This is a genomic window from Pseudomonas sp. zfem005, assembly GCF_032621735.1.
Taxonomy (GTDB): Bacteria; Pseudomonadota; Gammaproteobacteria; order Pseudomonadales; family Pseudomonadaceae; genus Metapseudomonas; species Metapseudomonas solani.
The window spans coordinates 201,780-219,842 of record NZ_JAVYJE010000007.1; the positions used below are offsets into that span (position 1 = coordinate 201,780).

General features: G+C 65.5%; 14 protein-coding genes. 6 read left to right on the forward strand and 8 right to left on the reverse strand.

What is annotated here, in order from left to right:
* The first annotated feature begins 25 nt into the window (after positions 1-25).
* The 3 genes from RTW82_RS17070 (at position 26) to RTW82_RS17080 (ending at position 4,355) form a co-directional block, all read left to right on the forward strand.
* Positions 26-1,222, forward strand: coding sequence for an osmoprotectant NAGGN system M42 family peptidase (locus RTW82_RS17070; RefSeq protein ID WP_316925789.1), 1,197 nt, complete (start codon positions 26-28; stop codon positions 1,220-1,222).
* 62 nt (positions 1,223-1,284) lie between these two features.
* The gene (locus tag RTW82_RS17075) at positions 1,285-4,044 is read left to right on the forward strand and encodes a hybrid sensor histidine kinase/response regulator (RefSeq protein WP_316925790.1); all 2,760 of its coding nucleotides are present in this window, start codon (positions 1,285-1,287) and stop codon (positions 4,042-4,044) included.
* Between the two features lie 68 nt (positions 4,045-4,112).
* Entirely contained in the window at positions 4,113-4,355 is a 243-nt protein-coding gene (locus RTW82_RS17080; protein ID WP_021218416.1) for a YheU family protein, read from the forward strand.
* A gap of 91 nt (positions 4,356-4,446) precedes the next feature.
* Here RTW82_RS17080 and RTW82_RS17085 read toward each other — a convergent pair whose 3' ends face one another.
* The 5 genes from RTW82_RS17085 to RTW82_RS17105 all read right to left on the reverse strand — a co-directional run bounded on the left by RTW82_RS17085 (position 4,447) and on the right by RTW82_RS17105 (position 8,312).
* Positions 4,447-4,857: a VOC family protein gene (locus tag RTW82_RS17085; protein WP_184487864.1), complete on the reverse strand. Its 411-nt coding sequence runs from the start codon at positions 4,855-4,857 to the stop codon at positions 4,447-4,449.
* Positions 4,858-4,867: 10 nt separating this feature from the next.
* Entirely contained in the window at positions 4,868-5,299 is a 432-nt protein-coding gene (locus RTW82_RS17090; protein WP_316925791.1) for a YciI family protein, read from the reverse strand.
* A gap of 304 nt (positions 5,300-5,603) precedes the next feature.
* On the reverse strand, positions 5,604-6,920 hold the full coding sequence (locus RTW82_RS17095) for an ATP-binding protein (RefSeq protein WP_316925904.1): 1,317 nt from the start codon (positions 6,918-6,920) through the stop codon (positions 5,604-5,606).
* Between the two features lie 53 nt (positions 6,921-6,973).
* Complete coding sequence (locus RTW82_RS17100; RefSeq protein ID WP_316925792.1) at positions 6,974-7,651, reverse strand: response regulator; 678 nt, start codon at positions 7,649-7,651, stop codon at positions 6,974-6,976.
* Positions 7,652-7,706: 55 nt separating this feature from the next.
* Positions 7,707-8,312 carry an outer membrane protein gene (locus RTW82_RS17105; protein WP_021218411.1) on the reverse strand — a complete coding sequence of 202 codons (606 nt, stop codon included), beginning with the start codon at positions 8,310-8,312 and terminating at the stop codon, positions 7,707-7,709.
* Between the two features lie 392 nt (positions 8,313-8,704).
* Between RTW82_RS17105 and RTW82_RS17110 the strand changes: the two genes are divergently transcribed.
* Complete coding sequence (locus RTW82_RS17110) at positions 8,705-9,424, forward strand: 4'-phosphopantetheinyl transferase (RefSeq protein ID WP_316925793.1); 720 nt, start codon at positions 8,705-8,707, stop codon at positions 9,422-9,424.
* A gap of 231 nt (positions 9,425-9,655) precedes the next feature.
* Here RTW82_RS17110 and RTW82_RS17115 read toward each other — a convergent pair whose 3' ends face one another.
* The 3 genes from RTW82_RS17115 to RTW82_RS17125 all read right to left on the reverse strand — a co-directional run bounded on the left by RTW82_RS17115 (position 9,656) and on the right by RTW82_RS17125 (position 12,597).
* Entirely contained in the window at positions 9,656-11,275 is a 1,620-nt protein-coding gene (locus RTW82_RS17115) for an ATP-binding protein (RefSeq protein ID WP_316925794.1), read from the reverse strand.
* The gene (locus tag RTW82_RS17120) at positions 11,272-11,808 is read right to left on the reverse strand and encodes a GNAT family protein (protein WP_316925795.1); all 537 of its coding nucleotides are present in this window, start codon (positions 11,806-11,808) and stop codon (positions 11,272-11,274) included. The genes RTW82_RS17115 and RTW82_RS17120 overlap by 4 nt, the downstream gene beginning before the upstream one ends.
* A gap of 63 nt (positions 11,809-11,871) precedes the next feature.
* Positions 11,872-12,597, reverse strand: coding sequence for a response regulator (locus RTW82_RS17125; protein ID WP_043245181.1), 726 nt, complete (start codon positions 12,595-12,597; stop codon positions 11,872-11,874).
* 715 nt (positions 12,598-13,312) lie between these two features.
* Here RTW82_RS17125 and RTW82_RS17130 point away from each other — a divergent pair.
* Positions 13,313-16,201: a ribonucleoside-diphosphate reductase subunit alpha gene (locus tag RTW82_RS17130; protein ID WP_043245178.1), complete on the forward strand. Its 2,889-nt coding sequence runs from the start codon at positions 13,313-13,315 to the stop codon at positions 16,199-16,201.
* Positions 16,202-16,623: 422 nt separating this feature from the next.
* Positions 16,624-17,880, forward strand: a complete 1,257-nt coding sequence (locus RTW82_RS17135; RefSeq protein WP_316925796.1) for a ribonucleotide-diphosphate reductase subunit beta — start codon at positions 16,624-16,626, stop codon at positions 17,878-17,880.
* Positions 17,881-18,063 lie beyond the last annotated feature (183 nt).

An 18,063-nucleotide genomic window follows, 5' to 3' on the forward strand; every position in this document is an offset into this window, starting at 1 on the left:
CCCGGCACCTCGCCAAGGAGACGCCATGACTGCCAGAAAACTCCCCGAACCCGATATCAACTACCTGCGCCAGGTGCTCCTGGAGATGCTCGCCATCCCCAGCCCCACCGGCTTCACCGACACCATCGTGCGCTACGTCGCCGAGCGCCTGGAGGAGATGGGCATCCCCTTCGAGCTGACCCGTCGCGGCACCATCCGCGCCACCCTGCTGGGCCGGCAGAAGAGCCCCGACCGCGCGGTGGCGGCGCACCTGGACACCATTGGCGGCATCGTCCGCCAGATCAAGGACAACGGCCGCCTGGCCCTGGCCCCGGTGGGCTGCTGGTCCAGCCGCTTCGCCGAAGGCAGTCGCGTCAGCGTGTTCACCGACACCGGGGTGATCCGTGGCAGCGTGCTGCCGCTGCTGGCCTCCGGCCACGCCTTCAACACCGAAGTGGACAGCATGCCCATCAGTTGGGACCACATCGAACTGCGCCTGGACGCCTACAGCTCGACCCGCGCCGACTGCGAATCCCTCGGCGTGTGCATCGGTGACTTCGTCGCCTTCGACCCGCTGCCCGAGTTCACCGAAAGCGGCCACATCAGCGCCCGCCACCTGGACGACAAGGCCGGCGTCGCCGCCCTGCTCACCGCGCTCAAGGGCATCACCGAAGCCAAGCTGGTGCCGCCCATCGACTGCCACCCGCTGTTCACCATCACCGAGGAGATCGGCTCCGGTTCCGCCGGTGCGCTGCCCTGGGACGTCAGCGAATTCGTCGGCATCGACATCGCCCCGGTCGCCCCTGGCCAGCACTCCAGCGAGCACGCCGTCAGCGTCGCCCTGCAGGACTCGGCAGGCCCCTACGACTACCACCTCTCGCGGCACCTGCTGAAGCTGGCGGAGAAGAACGTCATCCCCGTTCGTCGCGACCTGTTCCGCTACTACCACAGCGATGCCCAGTCGGCGATCGCCGCCGGCCACGACACCCGCGCCGCCCTGCTGGCCTTCGGCTGCGACGCCACCCACGGCTACGAGCGCACCCACATCGATAGCCTGGAGGCCATGACCCGACTGCTGGGCGCCTACATGATGAGCCCGCCGGTATTCGCCAGCGACGCCGACAATGCGCAGAACTCCCTGGAGCCATTCAGCCACCAGCTGGAACACACCGCGCAGATGGAAAACGACACGCGCGTACCGACTGTCGGAAGTCTCGTAGGCAAGGGCGAAAGCGACGCTTGAAGGCCACCTCACATAAAGGCAAAGTGCCAGGCCACAGGTCATAAAAACCACGGGGTGAAAGGATGCCTCGCCTCTGTCTGGCGCTCCTGTTGTTCTGCCTTGCCGGCCAGGCCTGGGCGCTTCCGAGCGCCCCCCTCGACCGTGACGACCTGCGCCTGTCCCTGAGCCCCTTCCTGGGTTACCTCGAGGATCGGGACGGCACGCTGCAGGTCGGCGACCTGCGCAAGCTGCCCGACGAAGCCTTCACCCCGGTCCACAGCGAGCACGCCAACCTGGGCAAGAACAGCTCGGTCTGGTGGTTCAAGGTGCGCCTGGTCAACAGCCGCCAGCACCCGCTTTCGGGCTACCTGGAGGCCAACTACCCGCTGCTGGACCACATCAAGGTCTTCCTCTTCGACCCCGACGGCCACCTGCAGGAGCAGGAAAGCGGCGACAGCTTCGCCTTCGCCCAGCGCCCGGTGCAGGTGCGCAACTTCTGGTTCCCCCTCGACCTGCAACCCGGCAGCAACACCCTGCTGCTGCGGGTGGAAAGCACCAGCACCCTCTTCGTGCCGCTGTTCTTCAGCACCTATGGCGCCAGCGCCGCGGCCCAGGAAAACCTCATGGGGTTCAACGGCGCCTTCTACGGCGTGCTGTTCGCCATGTTCTTCTACAACCTGTTCCTCTACATCTCGCTGCGCGAGTCGGCCTACCTCTGGTACCTGGCCTACAACCTCAACGTCGGCCTGCTGGCCGCCTGCTTCGACGGCATGCTGTTCAAGCTGCTGCCCGAGCACGTGGCCTTCCAGTCGGTGAGCATCTACATCCTCATGTACCTGCACTGCCTCACCGCCGTGCAGTTCAGCCGCCACTTCCTCCACGCCAAGCAGTACTTCCCGCGCCTCGATACGGCGCTGCGGGTGGCGATGCTGGTGACGATGGCGATCTTCCTCTCGGCGCCGCTGATCGGCCTGCAGGCCTGGAACATCCTCGCCAGCCTCACCGTCTCCGCCGTCTCGCTGCTGCTCCTGCTGGCCGGCATCTACGTCTGGCGCCGCGGCGTGCGCTACGGCTCCTACTACACGCTGGCCTGGGGCATCTTGCTGTTCGCCTTCATCCAGGCCACCACCGGCTCGCTGGGCGTGGAGGTGCTGGGCATCTTCGGTGCCACGGTGGTGAAGATCGGCGTGACCATCGAGCTGATCACCCTGTCCATCGGCCTCGCCGACCGCATCAATACCCTCAAGGAAGAAGGCTTCCGCTCGCGCCAGGCGGCCGAGCAGGCCCATGTCGAAAGCCGCGCCAAGAGCCGCTTCCTGGCCAAGATGAGCCACGAGATCCGCACGCCCCTCAACGGCGTGCTGGGCATGCTGCAATTGCTCAAGGAAACCCCGCTGGACCGCAGCCAGCGCTTCTACGTCGACACCATCTCCAGCTCCGGCAGCGCGCTGATGGCGGTGATCAACGACATCCTCGACTACGCCCGCATCGAGTCCGGCAAGCTGACCCTGGAACACATCGAATTCGACCTGGAGCAGTTGCTCTCCGACACCCTCAGCCTGTTCACCGCCCAGGCCCTGGACAAGCGCCTGCGCCTCTACATCAGCCTGGAAAGCGGCGTGCCCCGGCGCATCAAGGGTGACCCCACGCGCCTCAAGCAGGTGCTGATGAACCTGCTGAGCAACGCCCTCAAGTTCACCGCCGAAGGCCATGTGGCGGTGAACGTCTGCCGCCGCTCCAACTCCCTCGGCGACCCGCACCTGATCTTCGCCATCAGCGACAGCGGCATCGGCATCCGCAACGAGGCGCTGTCCCAGCTCTTCGATTCCTTCGCCCAGGGCGACTCCAGCACCACCCGCCGCTACGGCGGCAGCGGCCTGGGCCTGGCCATCAGCAAGGAGCTGGTGGAAATGATGGGCGGCCGCATCGAGGTGCAGAGCACGCCCGGCCAGGGCACGCGCTTCGCCTTCGACATGCCGCTGCAGGAAGGCACCGAGGAAGACGACGAGCTGCTGCGCCTGCTCAAGGGCAAGACCGCCCTGCTCACCTCCCTCGACGGCCTCGGCCTCGACGCCCTGAGCCGCCTGCTGGGCCGCTGGGGCATGCGCACCGAGCGCTGCCAGACGCCCGAGCGCCTGAACGAATACCTCGACGACTTCGCGGTGCCGCCGCTGCTGGTGCTGGTGGCGCCCTGGCCGGGCAGCGCCGCGCACTGGCTCGACTCCCTGCGCCCGCGCCTGGAACCGGGGCAGCGCATCCTCCTGCTGTGCCCGCCCGAGCAATGCCAGAACCTGCCCCAGAGCAGCGGCCTGCGCCTGATCGCCATGGCCCAGCCCCTGGCCGTGGTGCCCCTGCGCGAAGCCCTCGGCGACCTCTATCAGGAGCGCCGCCAGGAGCCGCGCCCAATCCTCAGCGAGGCCTTCAGCGACTCCAGCTCCGCCCCCTGCATCCTGGTGGCCGAGGACAACGCGGTGAACCAGTTGGTGGTGCAGGGCTTCCTGCGCAAGCGCGGCTACCGGGTGCGCACCGTGGCCAACGGCGTGGCCGCAGTGAACGAATATGAGCGCGACCCGGCGGGCGTGCAACTGATCCTGATGGATTGCGAGATGCCGGAAATGGACGGTTTCGAGGCGACCAAGCGCATCCGCCAGTTCGAACGCAACCGCCAGTTGGTGGCCGTGCCCATCGTCGCGCTGACCGCGCACATCCTCGACGAACACCGCGATGCCGGGTCCGAGGCGGGCATGGACGACTTCCTCGGCAAACCCCTGGACAGCGCCCTGCTCTTCGCCACCCTCGACCGCTTGCTGATGCGCCAGGACCTGCGCGAGGACTCCGCCTGAGCCGACGCCTGCGCATGGCGTCGCGGCGGTCATCGCGCTAGGATCGCCGCCTGCCCCTGAGGTCCGCCATGCTGATTCCCCACCACCTGCTCGAAGCCGACACCCTCACCCGCCTGATCGAAGACTTCGTCACCCGCGACGGCACCGACAACGGCGACGAAACCCCGCTGGAAACCCGGGTCGCCCGGGTGCGCCGTGCCCTGGAGAAAAAGCAGGCGGTGATCGTCTTCGACCCCGACAGCCAGCAATGCCAGCTGATGCTGCGCAGCGAAGTGCCGAAGGAACTGCTCGAGTCCGCCGAGGACGAGTGACCCTCCTCGCGCACCCTTTCACAACCGGAAAGCACCCGGGATGAACGGGCGCCGCCCCTGTGGAGCGGCGCCACGCATCGGCTTTCGCGGCTTACTGGTCCTTCTCGCAGTTGACCATCCACGGCACCCCGAAGCGGTCTTCGAGCATGCCGAAGCGCGCGGCCCAGAAGGTCGCCTCCAGCGGCATCTGCACCTTGCCGCCGGCGGAGAGCGCGGCGAACACGCGCTCGGCTTCCTTGATGGAGTCGACGTTGAGCGACACCGAGCAGCCACGGATGCCGTCATAGGGGTGTTCCGGCGTGGTGTCGGACGCCATCAGCGACTGGTCGCCGATGGTCAGGCAGGCATGCATGGCGCGGTCGTGGAACTGCGCGGGCACATGCTCGGCGGCCGGTGATGCACCGAAGGTCATCACCTGCAGCTCGCCGCCCAGGGTCTGGTTGTAGAACTCGAAGGCCTCGCGGCAGTTGCCGGCGAAGATCAGGTAGGCATTGATACGCATGGTCAGCTCCTTATTGTTGTTTGTCGGCGGCCATCTGGGTGCGCTGACGCTCTTCCAGCTCACGCAGTTCCGGGGTGAATTCGGCACCGAAGTCTTCCATCGTGAAGATCTGGCGGATCTCGATGTCCGACTCGCCACTCATCGGGTTGGGGCAGCGCTTGACCCACTCGATGGCCTTCTCCAGGGATTCCACTTCCCAGATCCAGTAGCCGGCCACCAGCTCGCGGGTTTCCGCGAAGGGGCCGTCGGTCACCGTGCGGCTGCTGCCGGAGAAGGTCACCCGCGCCCCACGGGAACTGGGGTGCAGCCCCTCGCCCGCCAGCATGATGCCGGCGTCGATCAGCTCCTGGTTGTAGGCGCCCATCGCCGTGAGCAGCGCCTCGCTGGGCATCTCGCCGGCTTCCGATTCCTTCGTTGCCTTGACCATCACCATGAATCGCATCGTGTCGCTCCTTCTTGTTCGGGGTTCATGCCCGCCAGGCTGGCGGTTCTGTCCATTAGTCGAACGGGCTGCGCGGGTTTCGACAGCCCTTCGAAAAAAATTTCACGCGCATCGACTCCAGGGAGGAAATGCGCGCGGGCACGGAGGCGAATCACAGCTTAGTGGGTCTTCGAAATCACGCCGGTGACAGGAGGGACGGAACGCCGAACGGCGTTCCCTGGATGCGAATCTGCAGCCTCCTGCCACCTCGCGAACATCCGCCGCCAGGAAGGAAGCCGGATGAGCGGGGAAAACCCGCCAACCCTCAATGCAGGGGCAGGCGGATGCGGAACTCGGCGCCGCCGAGGCTGGAGTCATCCAGGGCCAGCTCGCCGTCGAAGCTTTCGACGATGTCGCGGACCACGGCGGTGCCGATGCCCTGGCCGGGGTGCTGGGCATCGAGGCGCTCGCCGCGCTTGAGGATGCGCGCGCGTTGGTCCACCGGTACGCCGGGGCCGTCGTCCTCCACCCGCAGCTCGCAGAAATCGGCACCCTGCAGGGCGCTGACGCGGATGCGGCCGAGGCACAGGCGGTAGGCGTTTTCCAGCAGATTGCCGAGCAGCTCCAGCAAGGCGCCCTGTTCGACGGGCACGTCGAGGGCGGGGTCGAAGGCGCGTTCGACCCGTACCTGCTTGTCGCGGTAGACCTTGTCCAGCGCCTCGCAGAGCAGGTCGAGCAGCGGCGACAGGCGCACGCGGTGGCGCACCAGGCCGCTCTTGCGCAGGGTGGCGCGCTGCAGCTGGTAGTCCACCTGCTGGCTCATGCGCTCGATCTGGCTGCGCAGCACATGGGCCTGCTCGGGGTTGGCGGATTTGTTGATGGTCTCGCTGACGCCCTGCAACACCGAGAGCGGGGTCTTCAGGCTGTGGGCCAGGTCATCGAGGGAGTTGCGGTAGCGCTCGCGCTGCAGGCGCTCGCTCTCCAGCAGGCGGTTGAGGGAACCGGTGAGGCGCAGCAGCTCGCGCGGGTGTTCCTCGCTGAGGGAGTCACGGGCGCCGGCTTCCACCTGGTCCAGCTCTTCGCTGAGCCGGCGCAGGCTGCGGAAGCCCCAGGTGAGGCCGAACCAGAGCAGCGTCAGCAGCAGCAACAGTGCAGCACCGAGCCACAGGTACAGCTGATGGACGAAGCCGTCGTGCATCACCTGGTAGTCGCTCATCGGCTGCATGGTGACCACGCTGAAGGCCGCGGCCTGGCCGCGTAGCAGGTCGATCTCCACGTCGTAGACGAAGAACTCGCGGCCACGCACGTCGTGCACTCGGGTGAACTCGTGGCCACGGCCGTCATAGCGGGGCTCGTAGTGCACGGATTCGTCGGTGGAGGAACGCGACTGCCAGACCAGCTTGCCGTCGCTGTCGTAGATGTAGCCGAGCTGGGTGGCGTCGAGGTTGTCGAATTCCTCGTCGGGCAGCTTGTCCGGCATGTCCAGGCGGCCGTCGACGATGCGCGCGGCGGCGATCAGCGCGCTGGCGTCGGCGGCCAGGCGCTTCTCGATGGCCTGGTCCAGGGCGTAGTCGAAGGCACTGCGCAGCAGGGGCAGCAGCACCAGCATGAACAGCACCGCGAGCGCCGTAGCGCCCAGCATCAGGCGCAGGCGCAGGGAAAACCCGGCGCGACGGCGGGTGCTGGCGGCGTGGCTCAACGGCAGCGCTCGGTGAACAGGTAGCCCTGGCCGCGCACCGTCTCGATGGGCTTGAAGCCGTGCTCGCCCTCCAGCTTGCGGCGGATGCGCCCGACCAGCACTTCGATGACGTTGAGGTCGCGCTCCTCGTCGCCGGGGTAGAGCTGCTCCATCAGCCGCTCCTTGGCCACCACCTGCTGGTGATGGCGCATGAGGTACTCGAGAATGCGGTACTCGTAAGCGGTCAGCGCCATGGGGGCACCGTCGATCTGTGCCTGCTTGCGGTTGAGGTCGAGCAGCAAGGGGCCGGCCTCGATGGTGGACTGGACGAAGCCCGAGGAACGCCGCAACAGGGCGTTGAGGCGCGCCTCCAGCTCTTCGAACTGAAACGGCTTGACCACGTAATCGTCGGCACCGGCGGCCAGGCCTTCGACCTTGTCCTGCCAGTTGCCGCGCGCGGTGAGGATGAGAATGGGGAATGCCTTGCCGGCACTGCGCAGCTGGCGGATGAGGTCGAGGCCGCTCATGCCGGGCAATCCGAGGTCGATCACCGCGAGGTCGTGGTGGTATTCCTCGGCGCGGTACAGCGCCTCCTCGGCATCCGGCACCGCGTCGACTACGTGGCCCTGCTCGCCGAGGCGCGTATGGAGGTGATGGCGCAGCAGTGCCTCGTCTTCCACAACCAGCAATTTCATTGGCATTTCCTCAAGCAAAAAGCCGGGCACTTGGCCCGGCCGTGCATGGCACTGGTCAGAACTTGTAGCTGGCGCCCAGGTAGGCCTGCGAGCTGCTGTGCAGGTCCAGCGAGCCGAGCTTGTCACCGCCGTGGGGCGCGACTTCGGTGCTGGCATTGGTGCGCAGGTAACGATAGCCGGCCTCGATGGAGGTGTTCTTGTTCAGTTGCTGGAGAATACCGGCCTGCAGGCCCGCTGCGTAGCCGATGTCGCTGTCGCGGCGCATGCCGGTGCCGTCCTGTTCCAGCTTCACCAGGCCGAGGGTGGCACCACCGAACAGCTTGGTGTTGTTGTCACCCAGGGGCAGGAAGACGTCGTAGCTGCCGAGCAGGTTCTGCTGGCGCAGCTTGTTGCCACGGTCAGTGTCCGAGAAGTTTTCGTAGGTGGCGTAGTAGCGGCTGCTGTCATCCATCATGCCGGCCCGTACACCCCAGGTACCGGTCTTGTGGATCACCTTGTCCAGGCTCGGGTCACCGAGGTTGGCATTCAGCGCCGAGGAGTTCTGGATGTTGTTGTTGGTCTGGCCCCAGGTCAGGCTGACGAAGGGATCGGCTGCCTGGGCGGAAGTGGCGGCGAAGGCCAGGCCGGCGGCGAGAGCGATGGGAGTCAGGATGCTTTTCATGAGGAGTTCCTCCGATGGATTTCAATTCGTGCTTGAACACGGAAGCCATCCTGCCTGGCGGGCACTGAACCGCCCCTGAACCCTCACTGAACCTCGGCTGAACGATCGGGAACGGGCATCGGAACACCGTCCTGAGACGGGCAGCCATGGCCACGACACGAAAAAAAACGGGAGCCCCAGAAGGGCTCCCGTTCTCGATTCAGAGAAAACGCCCGGAGTCGACCAGTGGCCAGGACTCCAAGCTACAACCTCACCTGCGTTCCAGAAGAAACGCAGCGCTAGTCTGGCAAATAGCCCGCCAGGCATCCGTTTAGCTTTGGTAACCCGATTGCAAACATATGTAACCGGCGCAGAGGCTGGCTCCCATCGGGCCGGCACGGCAGAATGCGCCCATGACGCCCGCCCTCCCCGCCTTCTGTACCCCTCTGGAATCCGCCTGGCCCTTCGCCACGCCGCTGCCCGGCATCGCCCTGCGCGGTTGCCGCTTCGACCCGGCGCAGCTGGCCGAGCAGGACTTCGCCCGCTGCGCCATTGTCGCGCCCGCCACTATCCAGCGCTCGGTGGCCAAGCGCCGTGGCGAGTACCTGGCGGGCCGCCTCTGTGCCCGGGCGGCGTTGCTGGCCCTTACCGGGCGGGGCGAGGTGCCGGCAACCGGCGAGGATCGCGCACCGATCTGGCCGGCGGGCGTCAGCGGCTCCATCACCCACGGCGCCGGCTGGGCGATGGCCCTGGTGGCACGCAAGGGGGACTGGCGAGGCCTGGGCCTGGACATGGAACAGCGCCTGGAACCTGAACGCGCCCTGCGCCTGGCCGAAGAGATCCTCACCCCCGCCGAACTGCAACGCCTCGCCCTGCTCCCCGCCGAAGCACAAGCCGAGCGCGTGACCCTGACCTTCTCCCTCAAGGAAAGCCTGTTCAAGGCGCTCTACCCGCTGGTGGGCAAGCGCTTCTACTTCCACGATGCCGAGCTGCTCTCTGTGGATAACAGCGCGCAGACGGCACGCCTCGCGCTGCTGATCGACTTGGCTGGCGAGTGGGTGACGGGCACTGAGCTGGGGGGGCATTTCCAGCTGTATGACGACCGGCTGCTGAGCCTGGTGGCAGTGCGCTGAGCCGTCTGGGTCAGGTCTCGACGTAGGATGGGTCGGGCGGCGTTCCGCGAGGTACGAAACCCATCGCTTCGAGGTGATGGGTTTCGCGGAGCTCTACCCATCCTACGTATTGAACAGCCATAGGTTGGCGCCGAGCGCAGCGAGGCCCAACCTACGTGGGAATTCATTCGCGATCGGCTTCTTTCGCGGCTGAAGCCGCTCCCACGAAAGCCTGCGCAGCGTCTATCCAACCTAAGGAGCCAAATCCCCATCGCCCTGGCGGCGGGGCCAGACCAGGCTGAAACGCGCGCCGCCAAGGCCATCGCTGCGGCCGATCTGCGCGCGGCCGGCGTGCCAGTAGATGATCCGCCGCACGATGGACAGTCCCAGGCCGTGGCCGCCGGAGGCGCGGGTGCGGCTGTCGTCGAGGCGCAGGAAGGGGGTGAAGATGCGCTCCCAATGACTTTCCGGCACACCGGGGCCATCGTCCTCGACATCGATGCGGCAGCGCTTGTGGCCGATCTGGTAGCTCAGCCGCACCCGCGATTCGGCGTGGCGCATGGCATTGCTCACCAGGTTCTGCAGGGCACGGTGCAGGTAGCGCGGCTCGGCTTCGACCCAGGCGCCTTCGCCGCTGGCGGTCAGGCACTGGCCACGCTCGACACGCACGGCGACACGCAGCGGCGCCAGTTCGGCGATCACCTGGTCGAACAGCGCATCCAGGTCCACGCGCTGGAAGTTCAGCGCCGGGGTGCCCTGCTCCAGGCGGGCGTAGGTCAGCATCTCGTCCACCAGCTTGTCCAGCTCCTGGATATCGCCGTCCATGCCCTCCATGTACTTGCGCCGGGCGGTTTCGGTCTCGGCGTCGGCGATCATCTCCAGGCCGAAGCGCAGGCGCGCCACCGGTGTGCGCAGCTCATGGGAAACCGCCCGCACCAGCTCGCGCTGCACCGAGAGCAATTGCTGCAGTTGCTCGGCCATGCCGTTGAAGGCCGCAGCCAGGCGCCCCACCGAGTCGGCGCCCTTGGCCGGCACGCGGGCATCCAGCTTGCCGTGGGCGATACGCGAGGCGGCGCTTTCCAGGCCCAGCAGGCGGCGCTCCAACTGGCGCACCAGCAGGTAGATGGTCAGGCCGATGAAGCTCAGGCCGAGCAGGCCGATCAGCACCAGCAGCTCCGGCGGGTAGGGGTTCATCAGGTACAGCGGGCCGATTTCCAGCACCCAGGGCGTGTCGACGATGCCGGCGAAGATGCGCACCGAATCGCCGCCCTTGCCCAGGGCCATCACCGTGTCGCCCTCGTCCACGCGGCGACGCTGGTCTTCATCGAGGTCGGCGTCCTTGAGGGTGATCAGGTGCAGGTCGAAGCCGAACTCCTTGCCCTCCTTCAATGCCGCCAGGCGCTGGGGCTGCTCGCGCACCGGGAAGCGCACCAGCTCGTCGATCAGCAGGTAGACGGTGGCGCGCGCCAGCTGCTCGCTGATCTGCTGCACCTCGCCGGTGAGCACCAGGTGCTCCTGCTCGCTCACCAGGCTGTAGACCTTGGCCGCGTGGGGGCCGGTCTGTTCCACCAGCACCTGCTTGCGCAACACCCGGTTGCGCACGCCGCTGTCGAGGCGGTCTTCGTCCAGGTCCTGCAGCGCCAGGGGAATGCCCATCAGCCGGCTCCACAGCACCAGGGCGCGGCGCCGCTCGATGGCGGTCATGGGTTCGAGGTTGTCGGACATCAGGCGGAAGGTGCCGCGCGCCAGGCTCTCGCGGTACTGGTCGGCACGCACCTCGTTGACCTGGTGGAAGGTGAGCACGCCCAGCAGCGCCACCAGCACCAGCGTCACCAGCAGGCCGCCGTAGATGCGCAGGAAGATCGAGTTCACCGTGCCTCCCCCGCCAGCAGGCCGAAGCAATCGAGGCTGAGGTAGCGGCCATCCTTGTACTCGCACTCGCGGCGCACACCCTCATGGGCGAAGCCGAGCCGGCGCAACAGGCCGCTGCTGGCCGGGTTCTCCAGGTCCACCACCGCTTCGATGCGGTGCAGGCGCATGGCGGCGAAGGCATGGGCGATCACCGCCTCCAGGCATTCACGCATCACCCCGCCGCCCCAGTACTCGGGCAGCAGCCAGTAGCCCAGCTCGGCGCAACGGTGGCCATGGTCCCATTCGTGGTAGCCGCAGGCGCCTATCAGGTGCGCGGGATTATCGGGCGTGCAGATGCCCCACCAGATGCCGGTGCGCTCGCGCAGCAGCGAGCGGTACCAGTCCATCTGCACCCGGGTGGCCTCCAGCGTGGCGTAGGACACGCCGTAGTAACGGATCACCTGCGGGTGGGACAGCCCGGCGAAGATGGCGCGGGTGTCGGCCAGGGTGATTTCCCGCAGGCGGAAGCGTGGGGTTTCGAGGGTGGGGAACATGCGGCTCTCGGGTTGGCGGTGCGGCGACCGGTTCGTTGCGGGCGGCGCCTCCTTATATAAGGCTCAAAGCAGGCCTTCGGCCGCCTCCCTGACAAAAAGATAGCCCTTGCTGCGCACCGTCTTGATCAGGCGCGGGTGCATGGGGTCGTCGCCGATCTTCGGGCGGATGCGCGAGATGCGCACATCGATGGAGCGGTCCTGGCCGTCGTACTCGATGCCGCGCAGGGCGTTGAAGATCTCCTCGCGGGAGAGGATGCGCCCGGCATTGGCCGCCAGCAGCCAGAGCAGGTCGAACTCAGCGCTGGTCAGCTCGATGCTGCGCTCGTTGAGCCAGGCCTCGCGCATGGCGTTGTCGATCACCAGCGGGCCGAACTCCAGGCGCCGCACGTTCTCTTCCACCGCCTCCGACAGGCCGCCCTCGCTGCGCCGCAGCAACGCACGGATGCGCGCCAGCAGCACGCGCGGGCGCACCGGCTTGCACACGTAATCGTCCGCGCCCATCTCCAGGCCGAGCACCTGGTCCATGTCATCGGTCCGCGCGGTGAGCATGAGGATGGGGCCGTCGTAGCGCCCACGCACCTTGCGGCAGATGGACAGGCCATCCTCGCCAGGCAGCATCAGGTCGAGCACCACCAGGTCGGGCTGCTCCTTGAGGATGCGCGCCACCGCCTGGCCGCCGTCGGACTCGATGGCCACCTTCAGGCCATTGCCCTCCAGGTACTCCCGGGTCAGCTCGGCCAGTCGTTGGTCGTCCTCGACGATGAGGATGCGCCAGGATTCTTGCTCCACCACGTACTCCTAATGAACTGCATCAAGGCCGTGAAACCGGCCGGCATTGTAGCAACGCCGGCCGTTCTGCACAGTGCATGCCAAAAACCCCACAAAACACTAGATATTGTGTTAGCTTGCGCACGGCCCGACATCCTCGAAACAGCCCGTTCCAGAGTGTCGCAGCCGCGACGAACGGTGTATCCCAGGTCCCACAAGGGCTGCCGCAATCCCTCCCCGCCTCACCCACAAATCACCCACAAGTTATCCACAGCTTGTTCAATGCCCATCGCCTTGCAATACCCCCAATAGCGCATTATCTTGTACCCCCATCACGCGAGACCCCTACATATTGGGTTTTGCTAGATCACGGGACACAATCAGAATCAAGCACGAAATGCCTTTTTCATAGGCTTCGAACCCCGTGATCCTTTAGGAGTCCAACCCGCTGCCCGGCCCCAACCGGCAGTGTCGACCCAGGACACGAACGAAGTGACTGGAATCGGTAGAACGGTGTATCGCCCCAAGGGCCCGCACCACTAGGTATTGTGTTTGTCGCTGAGGCTTAACACAGCGACCTTAGACTTGTAGTGCCAGGGAGGCTTCAGTGTCCCTTGCCCTTCCTGCCTTGTAGTAAGCGCCAGCAGCCCGGCCCCGGCCGAGCCACTGGCGTTTGAAAACGGAATGACGGGTGCTCACGCACCCGACTCAACAAATAGAGAACATGGAGACCCCCATGCAGACCGAAACCACTCGCGAGAACCCGCAGGCCAACGCGCCTCAGGCAGCCGATTCCAACCAGGATCTGGCCGCCACTGCGCCTGGCCAGCTGCGCGTGATCAAACGCAACGGTACCGTCGTCGCCTACACCGATGACAAGATCACCGTTGCCATCACCAAGGCGTTCCTCGCCGTGGAAGGCGGTACTGCCGCTGCCTCTTCGCGTATCCATGAAACCGTCGCGCGCCTGACCGAACAGGTCACCGCCACCTTCAAGCGTCGCATGCCCTCGGGCGGCACCATCCACATCGAAGAAATCCAGGACCAGGTCGAACTGAGCCTGATGCGCGCCGGCGAGCAGAAAGTCGCCCGTGACTACGTCCTGTACCGCGAATCCCGCGCCCAGGCCCGCAAGAGCGGCGCCGCCGACATCGCCCAGCCGCACCCGAGCATCCGCGTGACCCGCGCCGACGGCAGCGTCGTTCCGCTCGACCTGGGCCGCCTCAACACCATCATCAGCGAAGCCTGCGAAGGCCTGGCCGAAGTCGATGGCGACCTGATCCAGCGCGAAACCCTGAAGAACCTCTACGACGGCGTAGCCGAGAAAGACGTCAACACCGCCCTGGTGATGACCGCCCGCACCCTGGTAGAGCGCGAGCCGAACTACTCCTACGTCACCGCCCGCCTGCTGATGGACACCCTGCGTGCCGAAGGCCTGGGCTTCCTCGGCGTGGCCGAGAGCGCCACCCACCACGAGATGGCCGAGCTCTACGCCAAGGCCCTGCCGGCCTACGTCGAGAAAGGTGCCGAGTTCGAGCTGCTCGACCCGCAACTGAAAACCTACGACCTGGAGAAACTGGGCCGCGCGCTGAACCACGAGCGCGACCAGCAGTTCACCTACCTGGGCCTGCAGACCCTGTACGACCGCTACTTCATCCACAAGGACGGCATCCGCTTCGAACTGCCGCAGATCTTCTTCATGCGCGTGGCCATGGGCCTGGCCATCGAAGAGAAGAAGGACCGTGAAGACCGCGCCATCGAGTTCTACAACCTGCTGTCGTCCTTCGACTACATGAGCTCGACCCCGACCCTGTTCAACGCCGGTACCCTGCGTCCGCAGCTCTCCAGCTGCTACCTGACCACCGTGCCGGATGACCTCTCGGGCATCTACAGCGCCATCCACGACAACGCCATGCTGTCCAAATTCGCGGGCGGCCTCGGCAACGACTGGACCCCGGTCCGCGCGCTGGGCTCCTACATCAAGGGCACCAACGGCAAATCCCAGGGCGTCGTGCCCTTCCTGAAAGTGGTCAACGACACCGCCGTTGCCGTGAACCAGGGTGGCAAGCGCAAGGGCGCCGTCTGCGCGTACCTCGAAACCTGGCACATGGACATCGAAGAGTTCATCGAGCTGCGCAAGAACACCGGTGACGACCGCCGCCGCACCCACGACATGAACACCGCGAACTGGATTCCGGACCTGTTCATGAAGCGCGTGTTCGACGACGGCCCCTGGACCCTGTTCTCCCCGTCCGACGTGCCCGACCTGCACGACCTGACCGGCAAGGCCTTCGAAGAGCGCTACGAGTACTACGAAGCCATGGCCGGCTACGGCAAGATCAAGCTGCACAAGACCATCGCCGCCAAGGACCTCTGGCGCAAGATGCTCTCCATGCTCTTCGAGACCGGCCACCCGTGGCTGACCTTCAAGGACCCGTGCAACCTGCGCAGCCCGCAGCAGCACGTGGGCGTGGTCCACAGCTCCAACCTGTGCACCGAGATCACCCTCAACACCAACAAAGACGAAATCGCCGTGTGCAACCTGGGTTCCGTGAACCTGGTGAACCACATCGTCGACGGCAAGCTGGACACCGCCAAGCTCGCCAAGACCGTCAAGACCGCCGTACGCATGCTCGATAACGTTATCGACATCAACTACTACTCGGTCCCGCAGGCTCGCAACTCCAACCTCAAGCACCGCCCGGTTGGCCTCGGCATCATGGGCTTCCAGGACGCGCTGTACCTGCAGCACATCCCCTACGGTTCCGACGCCGCCATCGACTTCGCCGACAAGTCCATGGAAGCCATCAGCTACTACGCCATCCAGGCGTCGTGCGACCTGGCCGACGAGCGCGGTTCCTACGAGACCTTCGACGGCTCGCTGTGGAGCAAGGGCATCCTGCCGCTGGACTCCCAGCAGATCCTCATCGAGGCCCGTGGCCAGAAGTACATCGACGTCGACCTGACCGAGTCCCTGGACTGGGCCCCGGTACGTGCTCGCGTACAGAAAGGCATCCGCAACTCCAACATCATGGCCATCGCACCGACCGCCACCATCGCCAACATCACTGGCGTGTCGCAGTCGATCGAACCGACCTACCAGAACCTGTACGTGAAATCGAACCTCTCCGGCGAATTCACCGTGATCAACCCCTACCTGGTTCGCGACCTCAAGGCCCGCGGCCTGTGGGACCCGGTCATGGTCAACGACCTGAAGTACTACGACGGCTCCGTGCAGCAGATCGAACGCATCCCGCAGGACCTCAAGGACCTGTACGCCACCGCGTTCGAAGTGGAAACCAAGTGGATCGTCGACGCCGCCAGCCGCCGCCAGAAGTGGATCGACCAGGCCCAGTCCCTGAACCTCTACATCGCCGGCGCCTCGGGCAAGAAGCTGGACGTCACCTACCGCATGGCTTGGTACCGTGGCCTGAAAACCACCTACTACCTCCGTGCCCTGGCCGCCACCAGCACCGAGAAGTCCACCATCAACACCGGCAAGCTCAACGCGGTTTCCTCCGGTAGCGATGAAGGCTTCAGCGCAGCGCCCGCCGCCGCGCCGGTACCGGCTCCGGTGCCGCAAGCGTGCTCGATCGACAACCCCGACTGCGAAGCCTGTCAGTGACAGGTGACGCGCGAATCTGAGCGGCGCCCGCGTTGTTGCCGGGCCGCTCCGGCTCCTCACGTACGGTCGTACGCTCCGGGGCCAGAGCAACCCGGCGCCTAGCGCTCACTCGCTCAGCTTCGCGCTCGATTGCAGTGGCCCTCTCCCCCTCCGGGAGAGGAGTCAGGGAAGCAGTAACAGCACCACCGAATTTCTTGGCCGCTCCCTTATAGAGAGAAGCCACACGCGCAGGCCCAGGCCGCGCAGCAAGACCGAACACCGTCAACCGCGAACGCGGCATCCATCGGGCAGCTGACACAGACGCCCGTGACCAGGCCCCGGCGGACAAGCAGTTCGGCAGTAAAAGCTTCAGCGTGCACCCACCCACGCACCATTTACCCAGGCCGGCAGAGAACGGCCGAACCAACCAGGAGAGAGGACAGATGCTCAGCTGGGACGAATTCGACAAAGAAGACGCCGCCGCACCCGCCGCCGCCCAACCCAAAGCCGCGACCCACGCCGCAGCCGCTGCCGGCGCCGACAAGCTCGATGACGAGGCCGCCGGCTCCGTACAGGACGCCCGCGCCGTATCCGCCGCTGACTCCGACGCCGTCGCCCGCGCCAAGAAGGCCCTCGACGCCCTCGACATCCAGGAAGGCCTGGACGACCTCGAAGGCGCCTCCGCGCGCGTACAGGTCGGCGACAAGCAGATGATCAACGCCCGCGCCGACCTCAACCAGCTCGTACCCTTCAAGTACGACTGGGCCTGGCAAAAGTATCTGGATGGTTGCGCCAACCACTGGATGCCGCAGGAAGTGAACATGAACGCCGACATCGCTCTGTGGAAGAGCAAGGACGGCCTCAGCGAAGACGAGCGCCGCATCGTCATGCGCAACCTCGGCTTCTTCTCCACCGCCGACTCCCTGGTCGCCAACAACCTGGTGCTGGCCGTCTACCGCCTCATCACCAACCCCGAATGCCGCCAGTACATCCTGCGCCAGGCCTTCGAAGAAGCGATCCACACCCACGCCTACCAGTACTGCATCGAGTCGCTGGGCATGGACGAGGGCGAGATCTTCAACATGTACCACGAGATCCCGAGCGTCGCTAAGAAGGCGTCCTGGGGCCTCAAGTACACCCGCTCCATCTCCGACCCCGAGTTCAAGACCGGCACCCCGGAGACCGACCGCCAGTTCCTGCGCAACCTCATCGCCTACTACTGCGTACTGGAAGGCATCTTCTTCTACTGCGGCTTCACCCAGATCCTCTCCATGGGCCGCCGCAACAAGATGACCGGCACCGCCGAGCAGTTCCAATACATCCTGCGCGACGAATCCATGCACCTGAACTTCGGCATCGACGTGATCAACCAGATCAAGATCGAAAACCCGCACCTGTGGGATGCCGCCATGAAGGACGAAGCCACCCAGATGATCCTCCAGGGCACCCAACTGGAAATCGAATACGCACGCGACACCATGCCGCGCGGCGTACTGGGCATGAACGCCGCGATGATGGAGGACTACCTCAAATTCATCGCCAACCGCCGCCTCACCCAGATCGGCCTGAAAGAGGAATACCCGGGCACCACCAACCCGTTCCCCTGGATGAGCGAGATCATGGACCTGAAGAAAGAGAAGAACTTCTTCGAAACTCGCGTCATCGAGTACCAGACCGGCGGTGCGCTGAGCTGGGATTGATTCCGGGTCGAACCATTAGGAACACATAAAACGCTTCAACCTGATACGGATTTTCGGGGTAGCGAAGAAAGACAAAACCCCGCCTTTGTGCGGGGTTCTCACAGGCATACCACTATATATACATCCAGTATTGATGGCTTTATGCCACCCTAGTAAAGTCTCAACTATGCCCGTCAAGGATGA